We start from the raw sequence: 15,935 nt of genomic DNA, 5'->3' as shown, positions 1-15,935 counted from the left end.
CTATCTGGACGCTCTGGAACTGGACGCCATTCCTGACGAGGCGATCATCGCTGTCGACAATGAGCGCGCGGGCTACGCCGTGATGCCGATGGCCAACATCCAGGAGATGCACATCTCCAACGTCTGCTCCATCACCCTGCGCATCGGGACCGAGGTGCTGGCGGTGGTGGGCGGCGACTCCGTCGAGGTGGTGACCCGCTGCCACCTTCCGGGCCGCACCGGGGAATACGAACAGCACCCGGTGCTCTATGTGCGCCTACCCCACGCGGCCCTGTCGCGCATGGACCTCACCCGGCTGGAGCCGGTCTCGTGCGTCACCGCCCTGGGCGGACGACTGGACTGGGACGCCTCGCGCGGCTTTGCTCCCATCCGCATCGACGACCTGCGCCTCACCGACCCCACCCCCGAGGCCGCCCCGCGCCAGGTCGCCTGACCCGGGCGGCTAGGCCGGGGACGGCGCTGATTCATCCACCTCCTGCGCCGGCCCGTCCGGCCCGTCCGGCGCGTCCGGAACCGCAGGCTCGGCGACGGGCTCCGGCTCCGGCGTGGGCGCCGCTATGGGGGTTGGCTCAGGCGGTGGCGGCGGCGCGGGTTCAGGCGCGGGCGCTGGAACGGGTGCGGGCTCGGGCGCCGGTGGCGGGGCTGGCGCGGGGGGCGGCGGAGGAGCCGGCTCAGGAGTCGGCGCGGGTGGCGGTTCAGGCTCCGGAGCCGGAGGAACAGGGGGCGGCGGCGGACTCGGTGGAGTGGGCTCAGGCGGCGGCGGAGGTGGCGGGGGTACGGGCGCTGGTGGCGGCGGGGCAGGCTGGGCCACCGACGGGTCGGGCTTCAGCACCAGGACCGCGATCCAGGCCATGGGCCGCCCGGTGGTGATCGGGCCGCCAGCCAGGGCCCGCTCGGTCTTGGTAACCGTGTCGCCGACATTGCCGCCGATGGTGTGGACCACGTGCTTGGGCGCGCGCGCCACCTGGCTGACGACGTCGCAGTGGCTCTCGTAGGCATAGGCGCCGCGGCTGGACGAGGCGCGCTCAACCCCGGCCAGGACCTGGGTGAAGGACCGCACCGGGCTCGCATTGCGGGAATAGCAGACCACGTCGCCGACCCGCGGCTCCACCCAGCTCGGGTCGCAGGCCAGGTAGGCATAGGCGTTGCGCCCGAACCCGTAGCCGTCGACGGCGGCCTGGATGTAGCCCGCATGGGCGGCGGCCGGGCGGAACTGGTCGCTGGTCAGGCCCGCGCGCTTCATCACCGAGGAGACGAACACCGCCGACCAGGGCAGGGATGAGGTGGACGAGCGCTTGATGGCCCCGGCGATGGCCCGCGCCGGCGGCGTACCGGCCCCGAACTTGGCGGTCGCCGCCTCGATATTGGCCTTGCTGTTGGCCTTCAGGATTTGCGGGGCGCCGCCACTGATCACGACTTCATACGGGAAGGTCAGCATGTTGTCGTAGCCGGTGAAGGCCCAGAACTGCCAGACGGCGTCCCAGGACAGCGACCCGACCAGGGCGCCGTCCCCCTGTTTTTCGATCACCGCGTCGGCGGCGGTCTCCTTGACCCGGCCGTAGCCGAACTTGGCCCACTGGTCGGTGGCCACCCGGGCGATCTCGGCCCCGATGGGTGGCGGCGGCCGGGCGGCGGCCGAGGTGCAGGCGGCCTTCAGCTCGGCGCGGTCGATGACGTAGCCCGCCGCGCGGGCGGGGGGCGGGGCGGCGGCCACGCAGGTGGCCAGGGCGCCGGCCAGCAGCAGGGATCTCATGGCGGGCCTCCCGGGCAGCCGGGCAGGAAGACCACGTCGCACGGCGGGGCGTAGGGCTCCTCGGTCAGGCCCACATCGCTGGCCTTCAGCCGGCTGTTCTTGATCCAGGAAGTGCGCTCGGTGTCATCCAGGCCTTCCTGGCCGAGCGCGTCGACGAAATAGACCGCGTCCCGTCCGAGCTGATAGCTGCGCGCGCCGGGCGAGGAAAAGGGCGTGACGTTGGCGATCAGCCGCCGGGCCTGCCAGTTGGTCATGCGTCCGGCGCGGACCGTGGCCGAGAGGTCGGCGATCTGGGTCTCGCTGAGCGGCGGATAGTCCAGCGACCGGTCCAGGAAATAGGCGAAGTCCATCCTGGTGGGCGTCAGGCCCGCCCGCGCATAAAGGTCGTAGTGGCGGGCGATCCGGCGGCCCAGATAGCCGTTCGGCCCCAGGAAATAGCCGTCATAGCCGGCGCGGATCTTGGGGCGCCCCGCCAGCTTGGCGAAGATGATACGGAAATTCTCACGGCGCTCGGAATCGTCGAACACCGGCTGGAGGATCACCGCCGCGCCGGCGCACCAGTCGGGTCTCGACTGGTCCACCAGCTGGTCCAGCAGCGGTCCCTCCTCGGCGAAGGCCTCGCGCACCATGGGGCCGGTGACGGTATCGGTGGCCAGCACCTTCAGCACCCGCTGGAAGGTGCAGCCATGGCCGGCTGTCGACTTGTAGGGCCCCCAGCTGAAGATCGAGGCCGGGTCGGCGCTGGCGAAGCCCGAGCCTCGGTCCCAGTCCCACAGGGTGCGGTCATAGTCCGGGGTCAGGGTCGCGGCGCCGAAGGCGATCACCTTGGCCCGGTCCAGGGTGGAGGGCGGGGGCCGGTTCATCAGCTTGACCCACAGCTTCTCGTCGGCCGCCCCCACCGGGGTCGCCTTCTCAAACCAGCGCTTGCGGCAGGTGCGCAGGGCCGCCAGCGCCTCCGCCGAGGCCTTGTCCAGCCGGTTCGGGGACATCTGCAGCGGCGCGGCGATCGCCGGGTCGACCCGCTTGCACTTTTCCAGCTCGCTCGCCACGGCGGTCGAAAGCGGGCTGATGAACCCCCAGCTTGAGTCCGTCAGGCGCCAGGTCCGCGCCTGGGCGCTGAGGTTCACATAGCTGGGCGCGCGGACCAGCACGCCCGCGGCTGCCGGCGCGGCCCAGGCTAGCCAGGCGGCCAGCCCGATGACCAGATGTGCTGAACGGCCCCACGCCATAGCTCTTCCCCCCGCAGCAAGCCGAAAAGCTTGCTGCGCCCTTGGAGTGAGCGCGCGATGGGCACCGAAACCGGTGTCCACTTTCGGCTATCGCGCGCTCTGGTAGAGCGTCGCGCGCGAACGCCGTTAGGTCAACGGTTCAGCTTCGCCATTTCAGGACGGCGGCCTCCACAGGATTGCGGAACGGGCGGCCTTCCTTGCGGCTGGCGGTCCATTCGCGTTTCAACTGCTGGTACCACTTGGCCTGGCGGTCGGCGTCGTCGATCCACAGCAGGGAGGGGTCATAGCGCAGGCCCTCGTTCTGCAGGTTCACCATGTCCCCGTCCTGGCGCAGGAAGATCCGCGCGCCCCAGGCCACGAAGGGCTTGAGGAACAGGAAGGCCGGGTGATCAGACCAGACGATCTGGGTGATCCTGGTCTGGGTCTCATTGACCGGGGTCAGGCAGGTCAGCGACAGCACCTGCCGCTTGCCGACCGTGACATGCTCCCAGCGCAGGCCGGGAATCCGGAAGGTGATCTCAGTCAGCGGTTCGCCGCCCAGGATCGCGTAGGCGCGGCTGTTCTTCGACGGCTCATGGCGGACCATGGCGAAGCCGGCCTCGCGGGGCTCGAATTTCTTGGCCTTGTCGTGCTGGCTCTTGGCCGAGCGCCACCACCACTGCTGGTGCACGTAAGGACCATGAGCGGGGTCCATCAGCCCCACCACGGCGTGGTCGATGTGCGCGTCGAACACCATGCGGTCCACCAGCTTGGGCGCGCCGCCCACGACGCCCTCGAACACCGGGGGTGGCTCGCTCGGTTGCCCGTCGAAGCGCGGATCGGAGCTGACCCAGACGAAGACCAGGCCCTGGCTCTCGGCGGCGGGATAGGAGCGAACCCGAATGCGGCTCACGTCCATGGCTTGCTCAGCCACCAGGGACGGGATCGCCGTACAGGCGCCGTCGCCCCCGAACCGCCAGCCGTGATAGGGGCAGGCCACCACCTCGCGGCCATCGGCCTGCGTGGTCAGCGTCCCCGCCGACAGCGGCGCGGCCCGGTGCGGACAGATGTCCTTCATGGCGTGAACCGCGCCCTTGCGGTCGCGATACAGCAGGACGGGTTCGCCCAGCAGCTCATAGCGCTGCAGCTTGCCGGGCTTCAGGTCGCTGGAAAGCGCCGCGAAGTACCAGATATCGCCCAGGAACCCGCGCCCGAACTTGGCGTCGGCTGCGGGGGCTTTCGCGGACTTGGTGTCACCGTCGGCCATGGGGTCCTTGTAGCGGTTCAGGGCCGTCGGATGAAGGCCAAGCCGTATGGGCCTAGCTCGATCCGTCCGGGCGCCGCCTTGGCCTGGATCAAACCGGGCAGGGAAACGGGCTCGCCGGTCAGGCCGGCCTGTTCGAACACTGAGGACTCGGCGCCCATGTTGTACAGGCAAAGCACCTGCTCATCCCCCTGCGTCCGCGTGAAGGCCAGCACCTGGCCTGTCGCCGGCAGCATTTCGATCTCGCCTCGCGTCAGGGCCGGCGAGCCCTTGCGCAGGGCGATGAGGGCCTTGGAGAAGGCGAGGATGGAGTTGGGGTCCGCCGCCTGGGCCGCCACCGTCAGGTCGCGGTGCTCCGGCGCGCTGGGCAACCAGGGCTTGGCGCTGGAGAAGCCCAGGTTCTCGCCGGGCGCCCAGGGCATGGGCGTACGCGAGCCGTCGCGCCCCTTGGAGATCGGCCAGTAGAGATCGCCGACGGGATCGCGGATCTCGGTGCGCGTCAGGCTCTGGGCCTCGGGCAGCCCCAGCTCCTCGCCCTGATAGACCAGGGTCGTGCCCTTCAGGCTGAGCAGCAGGGCCAGCATAAGCCGCGCGATGGCCTCGCCCCCGCCGAACCGCGTCGCCGTGCGCATGATGTCGTGGTTGCAGAAGGAGATGCAGGGCCAGTGCCCCGGATGCCGCGCCAGGGTCTCGAAATGGTCGCGGAAGATCTGCGGATTGAGCTTGCGCGCGTGCAGCAGCACGAAGGTATAGGCCGAATGCAGCCCGTCCTGCGGCGTGCAATAGGCGCCGCACCGCTCCTCCTCCTCCGAGAACTCCCCGAACACGAAGCGGTCGCCGTGGCTGTCCACGCGCGTGCGGATCTCGTCCAGCAGCGGGATGTTCTCGGGCAGGTTGCTGTCGTTGAGGTGGACCTGCATCTCGCTGGCGTGGGCCCAGTGGTGGCGGGTCCGCTCCGGCGCCGGGACAGCGGGGTTATCGGTCAGGCTGTCGTCGTGCAGGAAGGTGCCGGCCACATCCAGGCGGAAACCGTCGATCCCCTTGGCCAGCCAGAAGTTCAGCACGCTGATCGCGGCTTCCTTGGCGTCGGGATTGCGCCAGTTCAGCTTGGGCTGCTGGCGCAGGAACTTGTGGTGATAGTGCTGCCGCCGCGCCGGCTGGTAGGCCCAGGCTGGGCCGCCGAACACCGACAGCCAGTTGTTGGGCGCGGTGCCGTCCTGGGCCGGATCGGCCCAGACGTACCAGCTCGCCTTCTCGCCATCGGGACCGCCGTCGCGGCTGGCGGCGAACCAGGCGTGCTCGTCGGAGGTATGGGACAGCACCTCGTCCAGCATCACCTTCAGGCCGCGCCCGTGGGCGGCGTCCACCAGGGCCTCCAGGTCGGCCATCGATCCGTAGTCTGGATGCACGTCCTCGAAGTCGGAGACGTCATAGCCCCAGTCGCGGTTGGGGGAGGGGTGGACCGGGGAGAGCCAGATGGCGTCGACCCCCAGGTCCTTGATGTAGTCCAGCTTGGCCGCGACGCCCTTCAGGTCGCCGTGGCCGTCGCCGTCGCTGTCGAAGAAGCTGCGGACATAGATGTGGTAGACGACCGCGCCCTTCCACCAGGGCGCGGTCGACACCCTAGGCCTCGTCGGCGCGGCTGATGATGCGCGAGACGATGCCGTATTCCTTGGCCTTCTCCGCGCCCATCCAGAAGTTCCGGATCGTGTCCTTGACCACCTTCTCGTAGGACTGGCCAGTCTCGCGCGCGATCATGCGGTTGACCCGCTCACGCATCTTTACGATCTCCTCGGCCTCGATCTCGATGTCCGAGGCCTGGCCGCGCACCCCGCCCGAGGGCTGGTGCAGCAGGAAGCGGGTGTTGGGCAGGCACAGCCGGTTTTCCTTGGGCGCGCCCAGATAGATGTGGGCGCCGGCGCTGGCGACCCAGCCGGTTCCGATCATCTTCACCTTGGGACCGCAGAAGGTGATCATGTCGTGGATGGTGTCGCCGCTCTCGACGTGGCCGCCGGGGGAATTGACGATCACCCGAATGTCGGCGTCGCTGTCGTTGGACAGGGCCAGCAGCTGGGCGGTGACCCGCTCGGCCAGCCGCATGTCGATCTCACCGAAGATCAGGACTGTGCGGGACTTGTAGAGCCCGTTCTGCACCGGGCCGGCCGTCATCGGCATGTCGGGCTTGCGGGCGCTGTCGCCCTCTTCGTCTTCGTCCAACCGCCAATTGCGCATTCGAAAAGTCTCCAGGTCTCAAGTTGGACGGAACGTGCGTTGCGCCGCAGCGGATCGCAAGGTGTGCAGGGTTAAGATCGGCTGTTTAATTGGGTGAAACCGCCGGACATGTGGTCACGGTGAATCCTAAAGAGGCCGACCACGAACCTCACGAACGACGCTGCCTGTTCGTGAGGTTCGTGGTTCCTCGTCTTCCCCCTACCGGGCCGCCGTGGCGATCAGGCGGGCGTAGAACTGCACGCACTGTTCCAGATTCGCCAGGGACAGGTGCTCGTTGGTGCCGTGGATCATCGTCGTTCCCGCCAGGGAGAAGGTCATCGGCTGGAAGCGGTAGACGTCCTTGGCCACCGGGCCGAGATAGCGGCTGTCGGTGCCGGCGGTCACCAGGCCCGGCGCGACGGGCGCCTTGGCCAGATCCCCCGCCACCGCGGCGATGGTCTTCCAGCCGAGCGAGGTGGTGGAGGACACCGGCGACGGTTCGTCGGGGGTCTTCACCCAGGTCAGGTCCACGGGCAGATCGCCCACGGCGGACTTGGCCTTGGCCATCACATCGGCCGAGGTGTCGCCGGGCGCGATGCGATAGTTGATCCAGGCGGTGGCGTCCTGGGGCAGCACATTCTCCTTGGGGCTGCCCTTCAGCATGGTGGGCGCGATGGTGGTGTGCAGCAGGGCCGCGCCTGCGGGCGTCGCGGCGGTCTGGGCCACGATCAGGGGTGAGAACAGCCAGCTGTTGGCCATCGCCATCCGGATCGCCAGCGGGCCATCGGGCGCCAGGCTGCTCAGCATGGCCGCGCCCGGGCCGGAGACTTTCATCGGGAAGGGGTTCTCGGCGATGGCGGTCACCGCCTTGGAGAGCGTCACCACCCCGCCACCGTCCTTGGGCGGGGAGGACGAGTGGCCGCCGGGTGCGCGGGCGGTCACCTTCAAGGTGCCATAGCCCTTCTCCGCCAGGCCGATCAGCACCACCGGGCCGCCGGTGATCGGGTTGTCGGAGATCACCGCCTGGCCCTCGTCCAGCACGAACTCGGCGCGGATGCCCTTGGCCTTCATCCAGGCCGCCGCGGCGCGCGCGCCCTCGCCGCGCACCTCCTCGTCATGGCTGGAGACGATCATCACCGTACGCTGCGGCTTGAACCCCTGCCTGGCCAGGATCTCGGCGGCTTCGAACAGGGTCACCAGGGAGCCCTTGTCGTCGATGGCGCCCCGGCCCCAGACGGCGCCGTCGGCGATCACCCCGCCGAACGGAGGATGCTTCCAGTCGGCCTCGGTGCCCGGGGTCACCGGCACCACATCCTGGTGCGCCATCAGCACGATCGGGGCCAGCGCCGGGTCAGAGCCCTCCCAGGTGTAGATCAGGGTGTGGCCGGCCACGATCTCGCGGCCCATGGCGGCGTGGGCGGCGGGGTAGGTCGCCTGCAGCCAGGCGTGCAGCCGGTCCCATTCGGCGGGCTGGTCATCGGCCCTGTCCTGGTGGCTGATGGTCCGGATCTGGATGGCCTGGGACAGGTGCTGGGCGGCCAGGGCCCGGTCCACGGTGACTGCGGGCGCAAGCTTGACCCCGGAGAGATCGGCCGCCGCCGGGGCCTTGAAGGTCGCGGTGCGCACCGCGATCACGCCCCCCAGCAGGGCCGCGGCCCCACCCAGGCCCAGGCCGATCTTCGCCGCCGTTTTCATGGTCCCACCCCAAGTGATCGTGAACCCTAGGCCGTTCTCGCAAGGAGAGGGAAGGGCTGTGCTAGACTGCTTGTCGCGCGCCCGAGGAAACCATGAGGAAGCTTCACCGTTAGTCCCCCATGGCTTACCGCGCGCCCCGTCATCCCCACATCGAAAAACACGCCCGCCACCAGACCATCATCGCTCGGGTCGTGGGCCTGGTCCTGATCTGGGGCATCGTCGGCATCATGGCCCTGCTGGCCGAGCGGTCCATCCCGGTTCAGCACCTGCCGTGGAAGACTCTCAGCGTCATCGATCCCATCGGCGTGGCCACCAAGGCCAAGGCCGCCCGCACCGGCGAAGACGCCGCAGCCTGCCGGGCGGTCCTCTCCCAGGGCGGCCTCAGCTTCCGGGAGGTGGAGGAAACCTCCGCCGACGGAACATGCCAGGTCCGCGGCGCCCTGCGGATCACTGGCGGCATGGCGCCCCTGCGTCCCGCCGATGTCTCCATGACCTGCAAGGAGACCCTCGCAGTCTCCATCTGGGAGCGCCAGGTCGTCCAGCCCGCCGCCTTCGAGGTGCTGGGGGAGGCGGTCACCGCCATCGACAACTACGGTTCCTATTCCTGCCGCAACATCTACGGCCTGGCCACCAGCCGGGTCAGCGAGCACGCCAGCGCCAACGCCCTTGACGTGGCCGGTTTCCGCCTGGCCAATGGCGAGACCATCAGTGTACTGAAGGACTGGAACGATCCGGGTCCCAAGGGCCGCTTCCTGCGCCGGGTCCGCGACGAGGGCTGCCGGGTGTTCACCACCGTCCTGTCCCCCGACTACAACGCCGCCCACGCCAACCACTTCCACCTCGACATGGGCGGCGAGGCGCTCTGCAGCTAAGGCCGCGGACGGAACAAACGCGGAATTAACGCAAAATTCACCATGGTTAACAGACGGAACCGAGGGTGAACGAACCGAGCCCGAATCGGAGTCGGGGCAGTTCTCCCTTCCCCCTCGATGTGGGAAGGGTCAGGGATGGGGGTGAACCCAGGGCGATGACGGCTGGTTGAGGTTGGCGCCGCTCAGGCCTTCGCCTCACCCCCATCCAACCTTCCCCCGTCGAGGGGGAAGGCTTTCTCAAGCCATCACCCCTTCCTTCACCCCCGCCGCCGTCACCCGCCGCCGCGCCAGGACCCCCTCGGCCAGCCTCTCCAGCACCGCGACCGAGGTCTCCCAGTCGATGCAGCCATCGGTGATGCTCTGGCCGTAGACCAGCGGCTGGCCGACCACGAGGTCCTGGCGGCCGGCCTCGATGTGGCTCTCCACCATCACGCCCACGATCCGGCGTTCGCCGGCCGCAAGTTGCCGGGCCACATCGTCCATCACCCGGGGCTGGTTGGCGGGGTCCTTCGACGAATTGGCGTGGCTGGCGTCGATCATGAGGGCCGGCCGCAGGCCCGACGCCTCGATCACCGCGGCGGCCGCCGCCACGCTGGCGGTGTCATAGTTGGTCGCCGTTCCGCCCCGCAGCACCACGTGGCAGTCCTCGTTGCCGGTGGTGGCGGCGATGGACGAGCGGCCGTCCTTACTCACAGCCAGGAAGTGGTGCGGCTGGCTGGCGGCCTTGCAGGCGTCCACGGCGATCTTCACTTCGCCGCCGGTGCCGTTCTTGAACCCCACCGGGCAGGACAGCCCCGAGGCCATCTCGCGGTGGATCTGGCTCTCGGTGGTCCGCGCCCCGATCGCACCCCAGCCCACCAAGTCGGCAAGGTACTGGGGCGTGATCACGTCCAGGAACTCCACCGCCGCCGGCAGACCCATGTCGTTGATGTCCAGCAGCAGACCACGCGCCAGGCGCAGGCCCTCATTGATACGGAAGGTCCCGTCCAGATAGGGGTCGTTGATCAAGCCCTTCCACCCGACCGTGGTCCGGGGCTTCTCGAAATAGACGCGCATCAGGATTTCCAGCTCGCCCCCGAACCGCTGGCGCTGCATCAGCAGGCGGCCGGCATAATCCATGGCCGCCTCCGGATCGTGGATGGAGCAGGGGCCGATCACGACGGCCAGCCGGTCGTCCTGGCCGTGCAGGATGGCGTGCAGGGCGCTGCGCGCGGCGGTCACCGTCGCGCTGGCGGCGGGTGTGCGGGCGAACTCGGCCATCACCTGGGACGGCGGGCTGAGTTCGGTGAGGCTGGCGATGCGAAGGTCGTCGGTGCTGGACATGGGGATCTCCGGGTCGGGGAGGTCACCGTGGCGGGCATAAAAAAACCGCCAGGGTGACTGGCGGTGGGTGGGTGCTTGTCTAGGACGCTGTCACGTCAAGCCAAGTCCTTCCTCCGCCAGGGGCGTCGGAAAGCTAAAATACCAGGCTTGGGCGGCGGTGCGGGTCATGACAGAAGCCGCGATACACCAGCTTTCTCACGGAGTCACCCCGGTGAGCGCCAAGGTCCGCAACCCCACCGTCGGTGTGCCCCCCGCTGAGGTGGAGATCAGCGAGGCCCTGGTCCGCGCCCTGCTGACCGTCCAGCACCCCGACCTCGCTTCCCTGCCGATCCGCCTCGTCGCCTCGGGTTGGGACAACGACATGTTCCGGCTCGGCGAGGATATGGCCGTGCGGATGCCGCGCCGCCTGGCGGGTGTCGAACTGATCGAAAACGAGCAGAGGTGGCTGCCGACCCTGCCGCGCCTGCCCCTGCCGATCCCCGCGCCGCTTCGCCTCGGGGTCGGCGGCGAGGCTTATCCCTGGCCCTGGAGCGTCCTGCCCTGGATGCCTGGCGGCGCGGTCGATCTGGATCCCCTGAACGCCGACCAGGCGCCGGTGCTGGCCGGTTTCCTCAAGGCTCTGCACCAGCCGGCGCCCGCCGACGCCCCGCACAATCCCCATCGCGGCGTGGCCCTGGCCGAGCGGGTGGACTACCTCACGCCCCGGTTCGCGCGGCTAGCGGCGGAGACCGGGTTCATCACGCCGCGCGTCCGTCAGGTCTGGGAGCGCGCGCTCGCCACCCCCATCGATGTCGAGCCGAGCTGGCTGCACGGCGACCCCCACGCCCGAAATGTGCTCTCGGAAGGTGGCCGCCTCACCGCCGTCGTCGACTGGGGCGACATGTGCCGCGGCGACCGCGCCACCGACCTCTCCAGTCTCTGGATGCTGCTGCCCGACATCGCGTCCCGCCGCGCCGCCATGGCCGCCTACGGGGCCAGCGAAGCCACCTGGGCGCGGGCCGCCGGCTGGGCGGTCAACTACGCGGTGGTCCTCACCGACGCCGGCCGCGTCGATGACCCGCGCCTCCTGGCCATGGGGGAGAAGACCTTCGCGATGGTGGAGGCGGGGGACTAGGTCACCACATGCTCGCCGCCGCCCGGGCGGGCCACTCGGCGTCATAGGCGTCCCCGCCCTGCGCGCCCTGGCTCGCCGCGCTCAGCATCCGCCCGGCGCTCGGCAAACGGGCCGGGTCCACATGCTTGGCCGGGTTCCACAGGTCGGCCCGGATCACCGCCCGGGCGCACTGGAAGAAGACGGTCTCGATGGTGATCACCATCACGCAGCGCGGCGGCTTTCCCGCCATGCGGAAGGCCTCCAGCAAATCCTCGTCCGTCCGCAGCTCCGCCCGCCCGTTCACCCGCAGGGTGGAGCCCGACCCCGGGATCAGGAACAGCAGGGCCACCCTCGGGTCGCGCACGATGTTGCGCAGGGAGTCGGCGCGGTTGTTGCCCCGCCGGTCGGGCATCAGCAGGGTCTTGTCGTCGGCGATCCGCACGACCTCGCCGGCGTCGCCGCGCGGCGAGCAGTCCAGCCCCTCCGGCCCCACCGTGGCCAGGGCGGCGAAGGGCGAGGCGGCGATCACCGCGCGGTACTCGGCGTTAAGCCGGTCCAGCTCCTTCAGGGTGGAGGCGGGGCCGGGCTGGCCATAGAGAGCCTCCAGGTCTTCGATCGTCGTCAGGGTGGGCATGTGTGAGCTTTCGTCACCGGGCCCTCACCATCCCCCAACCCTGCAGCCAATAGAATTGACTAGTCCGCCCATATCCGTGAGGAATTCTCACAGATGCGCCAGCTTCCGCCCCTCTCGGCCCTGCGGGCCTTCGACGCCACCGCGCGGCTGGGCTCGGTGACCCGCGCCGCCGAGGAACTGGGCCGCACCCACGGGGCGGTCAGCCGCCAGCTCCGCAGCCTGCAGGACCACCTGGGGGCGCCCCTGTTCGACAAGGCCGGCGCCGGCCTGCGCCTGAACGCGCAAGGGATCGCCCTGCAGGCCGTGGTCGCCGAGGCCCTCGACCGGCTGGAGCAGGGCTGGCGGCGCGTGCGCGACGAGGCCCGCGGACCCGGTGTCCATGTCGCCTGCAGCGCCACCTTCGCCACCCGCTGGCTGGCCCCGCGCCTGGCCGACTTCTACCGCGCCCATCCGCAGGTCCGGGTGCGCCTGTCCATGACTTCGGCCCGGGAGCTGCGCGACGAGGGCGCCGACCTGGTGATCGCCTGGGACTGGAAGGCCTTCCCCGCCACCGACCAGGCCCGCGCCATTCCGCTGGCCCCCGTCGCGTTCGGGCCGGTCTGCGCGCCGGGCTACCCGCTCGACGAGATCCTGGGGGCGCTGGTGGCCGTCCCCTGCCGCATCGCCCACGACTTCACCTCCAGCGCCTGGGACCAGTGGTCGGCCGCCACGGGCCGCAGGGTGACGGGCGCGCGCGAGCTCAGCTTCCCCCACACCCACCTCTGCATCGAGGCCGCGCTGGCGGGCCTGGGAGTGGCCCTGGTGGAGCGCCGGCTGATCGGCGGCGAGCTGGCCGACGGCCGCCTTCGCGCGCCCTGTGGCTTCGCGGCCTTTGAGCAGGGTCTGGTGGCCATCCCCTCGGGCGAGCGGCCCCTGTCGCCCTCGGCCCGCCTGTTCGTCGACTGGCTCTCAGGCGCCCTGGCCTAGAGCCTGACAGCCTGAAGTGGAAGCCGGTTCAGGCGCCCGTCAGGCTCCAATCCAAAGACTCTAGAGCCCCTTCAGCCAGGGGATCAGCCGGGCGTTCACCTCTTCCGGCCGCTCCTGCTGGGTCCAGTGGCCGCAGCCCTCCAGGATGTCGGCGCCCCGCAGGTCGGTCATCTCCTCGCCCATGATCTCCAGCAGGTTGCCCCGCCCCAGCATGGAAAGCACAAGGTCGCGCTCGCCGCCGATGAACAGGCTGGGCTGCTCGATCTTCTTCCCCTGGAACTTCGAGAGGAATTCAAAGTCCCGCTGGTGGTTGCGGTAGCGGCTGACCGGCCCGAAGAACCCCGACTGCGCGAACTCGGCGGCGTAGTAGTCCAGGTCGGCCTCGTTCAGCCAGGCGGGGAAGGGGTCGGGATCGATCAGTCCCTCCAGCAGGCTCTGGCCGTGGACCTTGTCGTTGGGCCAGGTCCCGTCGGGCGCGTCGCCGCTGATGGCGTAGTAGAACTTGCGGATGCTCATCCGCGGATCGGCCTCCAGCTCGGCCTCCGGCGGCCCCACCTCCTGGAACCAGGCCTGGTAGAAGAACTTGCCGCGGCTGGTGAACACCTTGTCCACTAGGTCCATGAAGCTGGTCTTCGGAACCCCGGTATAGGGCACCGACAGCCCCGCCACCGCCCGCACCCGGTCGGGGCGGGTCAGCGCGGTGTTCCAGACGATGGGCGCCCCCCAGTCGTGGCCCACCAGCACCGCGGTCTCGCCGGGCGTCAGCTGCTCCACCAGGGCCGCCACGTCCCCCACCAGGTGCTCCATGTCATAGGCGCTGACCTCGCCGGGCTTGCTCGACCCGCCATAGCCGCGCACGTCGATGGCGCAGGCGGTGAAGCCGGCCTGCGCGATCGGCCCCATCTGGTGGCGCCAGCTGTACCAGCTCTCCGGAAACCCGTGCACCAGGACCACCAGCGGACCCTGGCCCTCCATCGCCACCCGCAGCGAGACATCGGCCAGGTCGATCGTGCGGAACTGCGGCATGGGATCCTCCTGGCCCCATGGTTAGGCCCATGACGGCGCGTCCGCCAAACGCAAAAAAGCCCGCCGGGGAGGGCGGGCTTTTCGCGCTGTCCATCCCCGGCTAGGGAGGAAGGGATGGTTCAGCGGGCGGCGAGTTCCGAGCGGCCGTAGGCGGCCACCTGGCTGCGCTGCGACTGGGTCAGGCTGTCCATGGCCTCGGCGCGGACCGCCTCGATGCAGCCCTCGGTCTTGACCATGCGGGTCCCGACGCCCAGGCGCTGGGCGTCGCACAGGGTCTTGGCCACCTTGTCCAGCCGCTGCTCGAAGGCCGCGACGCCGGCGGCGGTGGAGAGGTCGCCGACCTTCAGGCTCATCGGCGCGGCGTGGGCCGCGGTGGTCAGGGCGAGCATGGGGATGGCGGCCAGGGCGAGCGTGGCGGCGGCGGCGAGCTTGGTGGTGAGCTTGGACATGGCGGGCTTCCCTCTGGGTATCTGATGTGGTGGGCGGCGACACGCCGCCGATGACGGATGAGATAGGCCCGTTGCTCGACAATGTCCCGTGAAGTTCAAGTAATGAAAGAGATTTAAGATCATTACGGAAAGTACATATTCATTACACATGTCACGTTACTTAACGCGCGGTAACAAGTGGGATCGGAGCGTAACCGCGCCGCCAATGCAAAGAAGCCCGCCGGTGAGGGCGGGCTTCCAGGTTGGGAAACTCCCGACTGGGAGGAAGGAGATCCTAGAACCTGATCCGTTGAGGTGGAATCGCTTCGCGATTCCGCCGATGCGGTGAATCAGGCTCCAGACATAAGCGAGAGCATGATTCACGCTTGAGCCGGGACCGCTGCGCGGTTCCGTCTCATGCGATCATGCTCTAGCGGGCGGCCAGTTGCGAGACGCCGGTGGCGGCGATCTGGCCGCGCTGGGCGGCGCTCAGCTTGTCGATGGCCTCGGCGCGCACCGCCTCGCGGCAGCCGTTGGTGTTGACCATCCGGGTCCCGACGCCCTGGGCCTGGGCGTCGCAGACATGGCCCGCCACCTTGTCGATGCGCTGCTCGAAGGCCGCGACGCCGGCGGCGGTCGAAAGGTCGCCGACGCTCACCGACAGCGGGGCGGCGTGGGCGGCGGTGGTCAGGGCCAGGGCGGGAACGGCGGCCAGGGCCAGGGCGGCGACGGCGGAAACGGTGTGGATCAGCTTGAACATGGGGTGGTCCCTCTAAGGTCGTCAATGTGGTTGGCGGCGACACGCCGCCGATGACTTCGAGATAAGGGGATCGACTTCGTAAGTCTTGTGAATACCAGGTAATGACAGAGATTTAAGGACATTACGGTCCGTACATACATGACGTGCGAGTAACAGTACTTAACGCGCTTTCCTCCCCTGTGAAGCGTAGCGGCACGGGGGAGGGGGACCGCGCGAAGCGTGGTGGAGGGGGCGAGCCTCAAGCTCCGCGCCCAAAATGAACCCCGCTCATCCCGGCGAAGGCCGGGACCCAGATTCATCCTCGGCATTGGATGGTGATCCAACTCGGCTTGCGGTCCCGTCTGAGATCGGAGGAGGTTTCACCTGGGTCCCGGCCTTCGCCGGGATGAGCGGATGATGTTACGAATTCACCGCCAGCCAGATCACGTGGCGCGCCCCGCGCTTGCCGCCGCCGGCCCGCACCGGGACCACCTCCACGGCGAACCCCGCCGATGTCAGTCGTTTGGTGAAGGCCTCGCTCGGCCCCGACGACCACACCGCCAGCACCCCGCCGGGCGACAGGGCGCGCCGCGCCGCCGCCAGCCCCTCGCGGCTGTAGAGCCGGTCGTTCTCCTTGCGGCTCAGCCCTTCGGGGCCGTTGTCCACGTCCAGCGCGATGGCGTCATAGGCCTTGGCGCCGGCCGCGATCGCCGCGCTCACATC

15 protein-coding genes and 1 pseudogene are annotated in these 15,935 nt (G+C 69.4%); 4 read left to right on the top strand and 12 right to left on the bottom strand.

What is annotated here, in order from left to right; translation table 11 throughout:
• Positions 1-433, top strand: a 433-nt coding sequence (locus RMO97_RS03880) for a hypothetical protein (RefSeq protein ID WP_310539228.1), incomplete at its 5' end; no start/stop codon positions are given.
• A gap of 9 nt (positions 434-442) precedes the next feature.
• On the opposite strand, the gene RMO97_RS03875 is transcribed toward RMO97_RS03880, so the two are convergent.
• The 6 genes from RMO97_RS03875 to RMO97_RS03850 all read right to left on the bottom strand — a co-directional run bounded on the left by RMO97_RS03875 (position 443) and on the right by RMO97_RS03850 (position 8,131).
• The gene (locus tag RMO97_RS03875) at positions 443-1,753 is read right to left on the bottom strand and encodes a DUF2272 domain-containing protein (RefSeq protein ID WP_310539227.1); all 1,311 of its coding nucleotides are present in this window, start codon (positions 1,751-1,753) and stop codon (positions 443-445) included.
• The gene (locus RMO97_RS03870) at positions 1,750-2,982 is read right to left on the bottom strand and encodes a hypothetical protein (RefSeq protein WP_310539226.1); all 1,233 of its coding nucleotides are present in this window, start codon (positions 2,980-2,982) and stop codon (positions 1,750-1,752) included. The genes RMO97_RS03875 and RMO97_RS03870 overlap by 4 nt, the downstream gene beginning before the upstream one ends.
• Before the next feature lie 139 nt (positions 2,983-3,121).
• Positions 3,122-4,228 (bottom strand): aromatic ring-hydroxylating dioxygenase subunit alpha, encoded by a 1,107-nt coding sequence (locus tag RMO97_RS03865; protein WP_310539225.1) that lies wholly within the window; start codon positions 4,226-4,228, stop codon positions 3,122-3,124.
• A 17-nt stretch (positions 4,229-4,245) separates the two neighbouring features.
• Positions 4,246-5,847: an alpha-amylase family glycosyl hydrolase gene (locus tag RMO97_RS03860; protein ID WP_310539224.1), complete on the bottom strand. Its 1,602-nt coding sequence runs from the start codon at positions 5,845-5,847 to the stop codon at positions 4,246-4,248.
• Position 5,848: 1 nt separating this feature from the next.
• Complete coding sequence (locus tag RMO97_RS03855; protein ID WP_310539223.1) at positions 5,849-6,457, bottom strand: ATP-dependent Clp protease proteolytic subunit; 609 nt, start codon at positions 6,455-6,457, stop codon at positions 5,849-5,851.
• Between the two features lie 198 nt (positions 6,458-6,655).
• Entirely contained in the window at positions 6,656-8,131 is a 1,476-nt protein-coding gene (locus tag RMO97_RS03850; protein ID WP_310539222.1) for a M20 family peptidase, read from the bottom strand.
• 119 nt (positions 8,132-8,250) lie between these two features.
• Here RMO97_RS03850 and RMO97_RS03845 point away from each other — a divergent pair, with 119 nt between their 5' ends.
• Complete coding sequence (locus RMO97_RS03845; RefSeq protein WP_310539221.1) at positions 8,251-9,003, top strand: extensin family protein; 753 nt, start codon at positions 8,251-8,253, stop codon at positions 9,001-9,003.
• Between the two features lie 237 nt (positions 9,004-9,240).
• Here RMO97_RS03845 and RMO97_RS03840 read toward each other — a convergent pair whose 3' ends face one another.
• Positions 9,241-10,326, bottom strand: coding sequence for a 3-deoxy-7-phosphoheptulonate synthase (locus tag RMO97_RS03840; RefSeq protein WP_310539220.1), 1,086 nt, complete (start codon positions 10,324-10,326; stop codon positions 9,241-9,243).
• 211 nt (positions 10,327-10,537) lie between these two features.
• Here RMO97_RS03840 and RMO97_RS03835 point away from each other — a divergent pair, with 211 nt between their 5' ends.
• Positions 10,538-11,440: an aminoglycoside phosphotransferase family protein gene (locus tag RMO97_RS03835; RefSeq protein ID WP_310539219.1), complete on the top strand. Its 903-nt coding sequence runs from the start codon at positions 10,538-10,540 to the stop codon at positions 11,438-11,440.
• 1 nt (position 11,441) lies between these two features.
• On the opposite strand, the gene RMO97_RS03830 is transcribed toward RMO97_RS03835, so the two are convergent.
• Positions 11,442-12,053, bottom strand: a complete 612-nt coding sequence (locus RMO97_RS03830) for a pyridoxamine 5'-phosphate oxidase family protein (RefSeq protein WP_310539218.1) — start codon at positions 12,051-12,053, stop codon at positions 11,442-11,444.
• Positions 12,054-12,146: 93 nt separating this feature from the next.
• Here RMO97_RS03830 and RMO97_RS03825 point away from each other — a divergent pair, with 93 nt between their 5' ends.
• Positions 12,147-13,019, top strand: coding sequence for a LysR substrate-binding domain-containing protein (locus RMO97_RS03825; protein WP_310539217.1), 873 nt, complete (start codon positions 12,147-12,149; stop codon positions 13,017-13,019).
• A 60-nt stretch (positions 13,020-13,079) separates the two neighbouring features.
• On the opposite strand, the gene RMO97_RS03820 is transcribed toward RMO97_RS03825, so the two are convergent.
• From RMO97_RS03820 to RMO97_RS03805, 4 genes and pseudogenes are all read right to left on the bottom strand, one after another.
• Positions 13,080-14,045, bottom strand: coding sequence for an alpha/beta hydrolase (locus RMO97_RS03820; protein WP_310539216.1), 966 nt, complete (start codon positions 14,043-14,045; stop codon positions 13,080-13,082).
• Positions 14,046-14,164: 119 nt separating this feature from the next.
• Complete coding sequence (locus RMO97_RS03815; protein ID WP_310539215.1) at positions 14,165-14,494, bottom strand: UrcA family protein; 330 nt, start codon at positions 14,492-14,494, stop codon at positions 14,165-14,167.
• Between the two features lie 409 nt (positions 14,495-14,903).
• Complete coding sequence (locus RMO97_RS03810) at positions 14,904-15,233, bottom strand: UrcA family protein (RefSeq protein WP_310539214.1); 330 nt, start codon at positions 15,231-15,233, stop codon at positions 14,904-14,906.
• 399 nt (positions 15,234-15,632) lie between these two features.
• A pseudogene (locus tag RMO97_RS03805) lies at positions 15,633-15,935 on the bottom strand (spermidine synthase); the annotation flags it as partial.

Source organism: Phenylobacterium sp. (genome assembly GCF_031425575.1).
GTDB lineage: Bacteria > Pseudomonadota > Alphaproteobacteria > Caulobacterales > Caulobacteraceae > Phenylobacterium.
The sequence above is the reverse complement of the archived record's forward strand: the minus strand, read 5'-3'. Positions and strand labels throughout refer to the sequence as shown.

What these genes read in the sequence shown, in the direction of transcription:
- RMO97_RS03875 (WP_310539227.1), bottom strand. Translation starts at nt 1,753, where the DNA reads ATGAGATCCCTGCTGCTGGCCGGCGCCCTGGCCACCTGCGTGGCCGCC.
- RMO97_RS03870 (WP_310539226.1), bottom strand. Translation starts at nt 2,982, where the DNA reads ATGGCGTGGGGCCGTTCAGCACATCTGGTCATCGGGCTGGCCGCCTGG.
- RMO97_RS03865 (WP_310539225.1), bottom strand. Translation starts at nt 4,228, where the DNA reads ATGGCCGACGGTGACACCAAGTCCGCGAAAGCCCCCGCAGCCGACGCC.
- RMO97_RS03855 (WP_310539223.1), bottom strand. Translation starts at nt 6,457, where the DNA reads ATGCGCAATTGGCGGTTGGACGAAGACGAAGAGGGCGACAGCGCCCGC.
- RMO97_RS03850 (WP_310539222.1), bottom strand. Translation starts at nt 8,131, where the DNA reads ATGAAAACGGCGGCGAAGATCGGCCTGGGCCTGGGTGGGGCCGCGGCC.
- RMO97_RS03845 (WP_310539221.1), top strand. Translation starts at nt 8,251, where the DNA reads ATGGCTTACCGCGCGCCCCGTCATCCCCACATCGAAAAACACGCCCGC.
- RMO97_RS03840 (WP_310539220.1), bottom strand. Translation starts at nt 10,326, where the DNA reads ATGTCCAGCACCGACGACCTTCGCATCGCCAGCCTCACCGAACTCAGC.
- RMO97_RS03830 (WP_310539218.1), bottom strand. Translation starts at nt 12,053, where the DNA reads ATGCCCACCCTGACGACGATCGAAGACCTGGAGGCTCTCTATGGCCAG.
- RMO97_RS03825 (WP_310539217.1), top strand. Translation starts at nt 12,147, where the DNA reads ATGCGCCAGCTTCCGCCCCTCTCGGCCCTGCGGGCCTTCGACGCCACC.
- RMO97_RS03820 (WP_310539216.1), bottom strand. Translation starts at nt 14,045, where the DNA reads ATGCCGCAGTTCCGCACGATCGACCTGGCCGATGTCTCGCTGCGGGTG.
- RMO97_RS03815 (WP_310539215.1), bottom strand. Translation starts at nt 14,494, where the DNA reads ATGTCCAAGCTCACCACCAAGCTCGCCGCCGCCGCCACGCTCGCCCTG.
- RMO97_RS03810 (WP_310539214.1), bottom strand. Translation starts at nt 15,233, where the DNA reads ATGTTCAAGCTGATCCACACCGTTTCCGCCGTCGCCGCCCTGGCCCTG.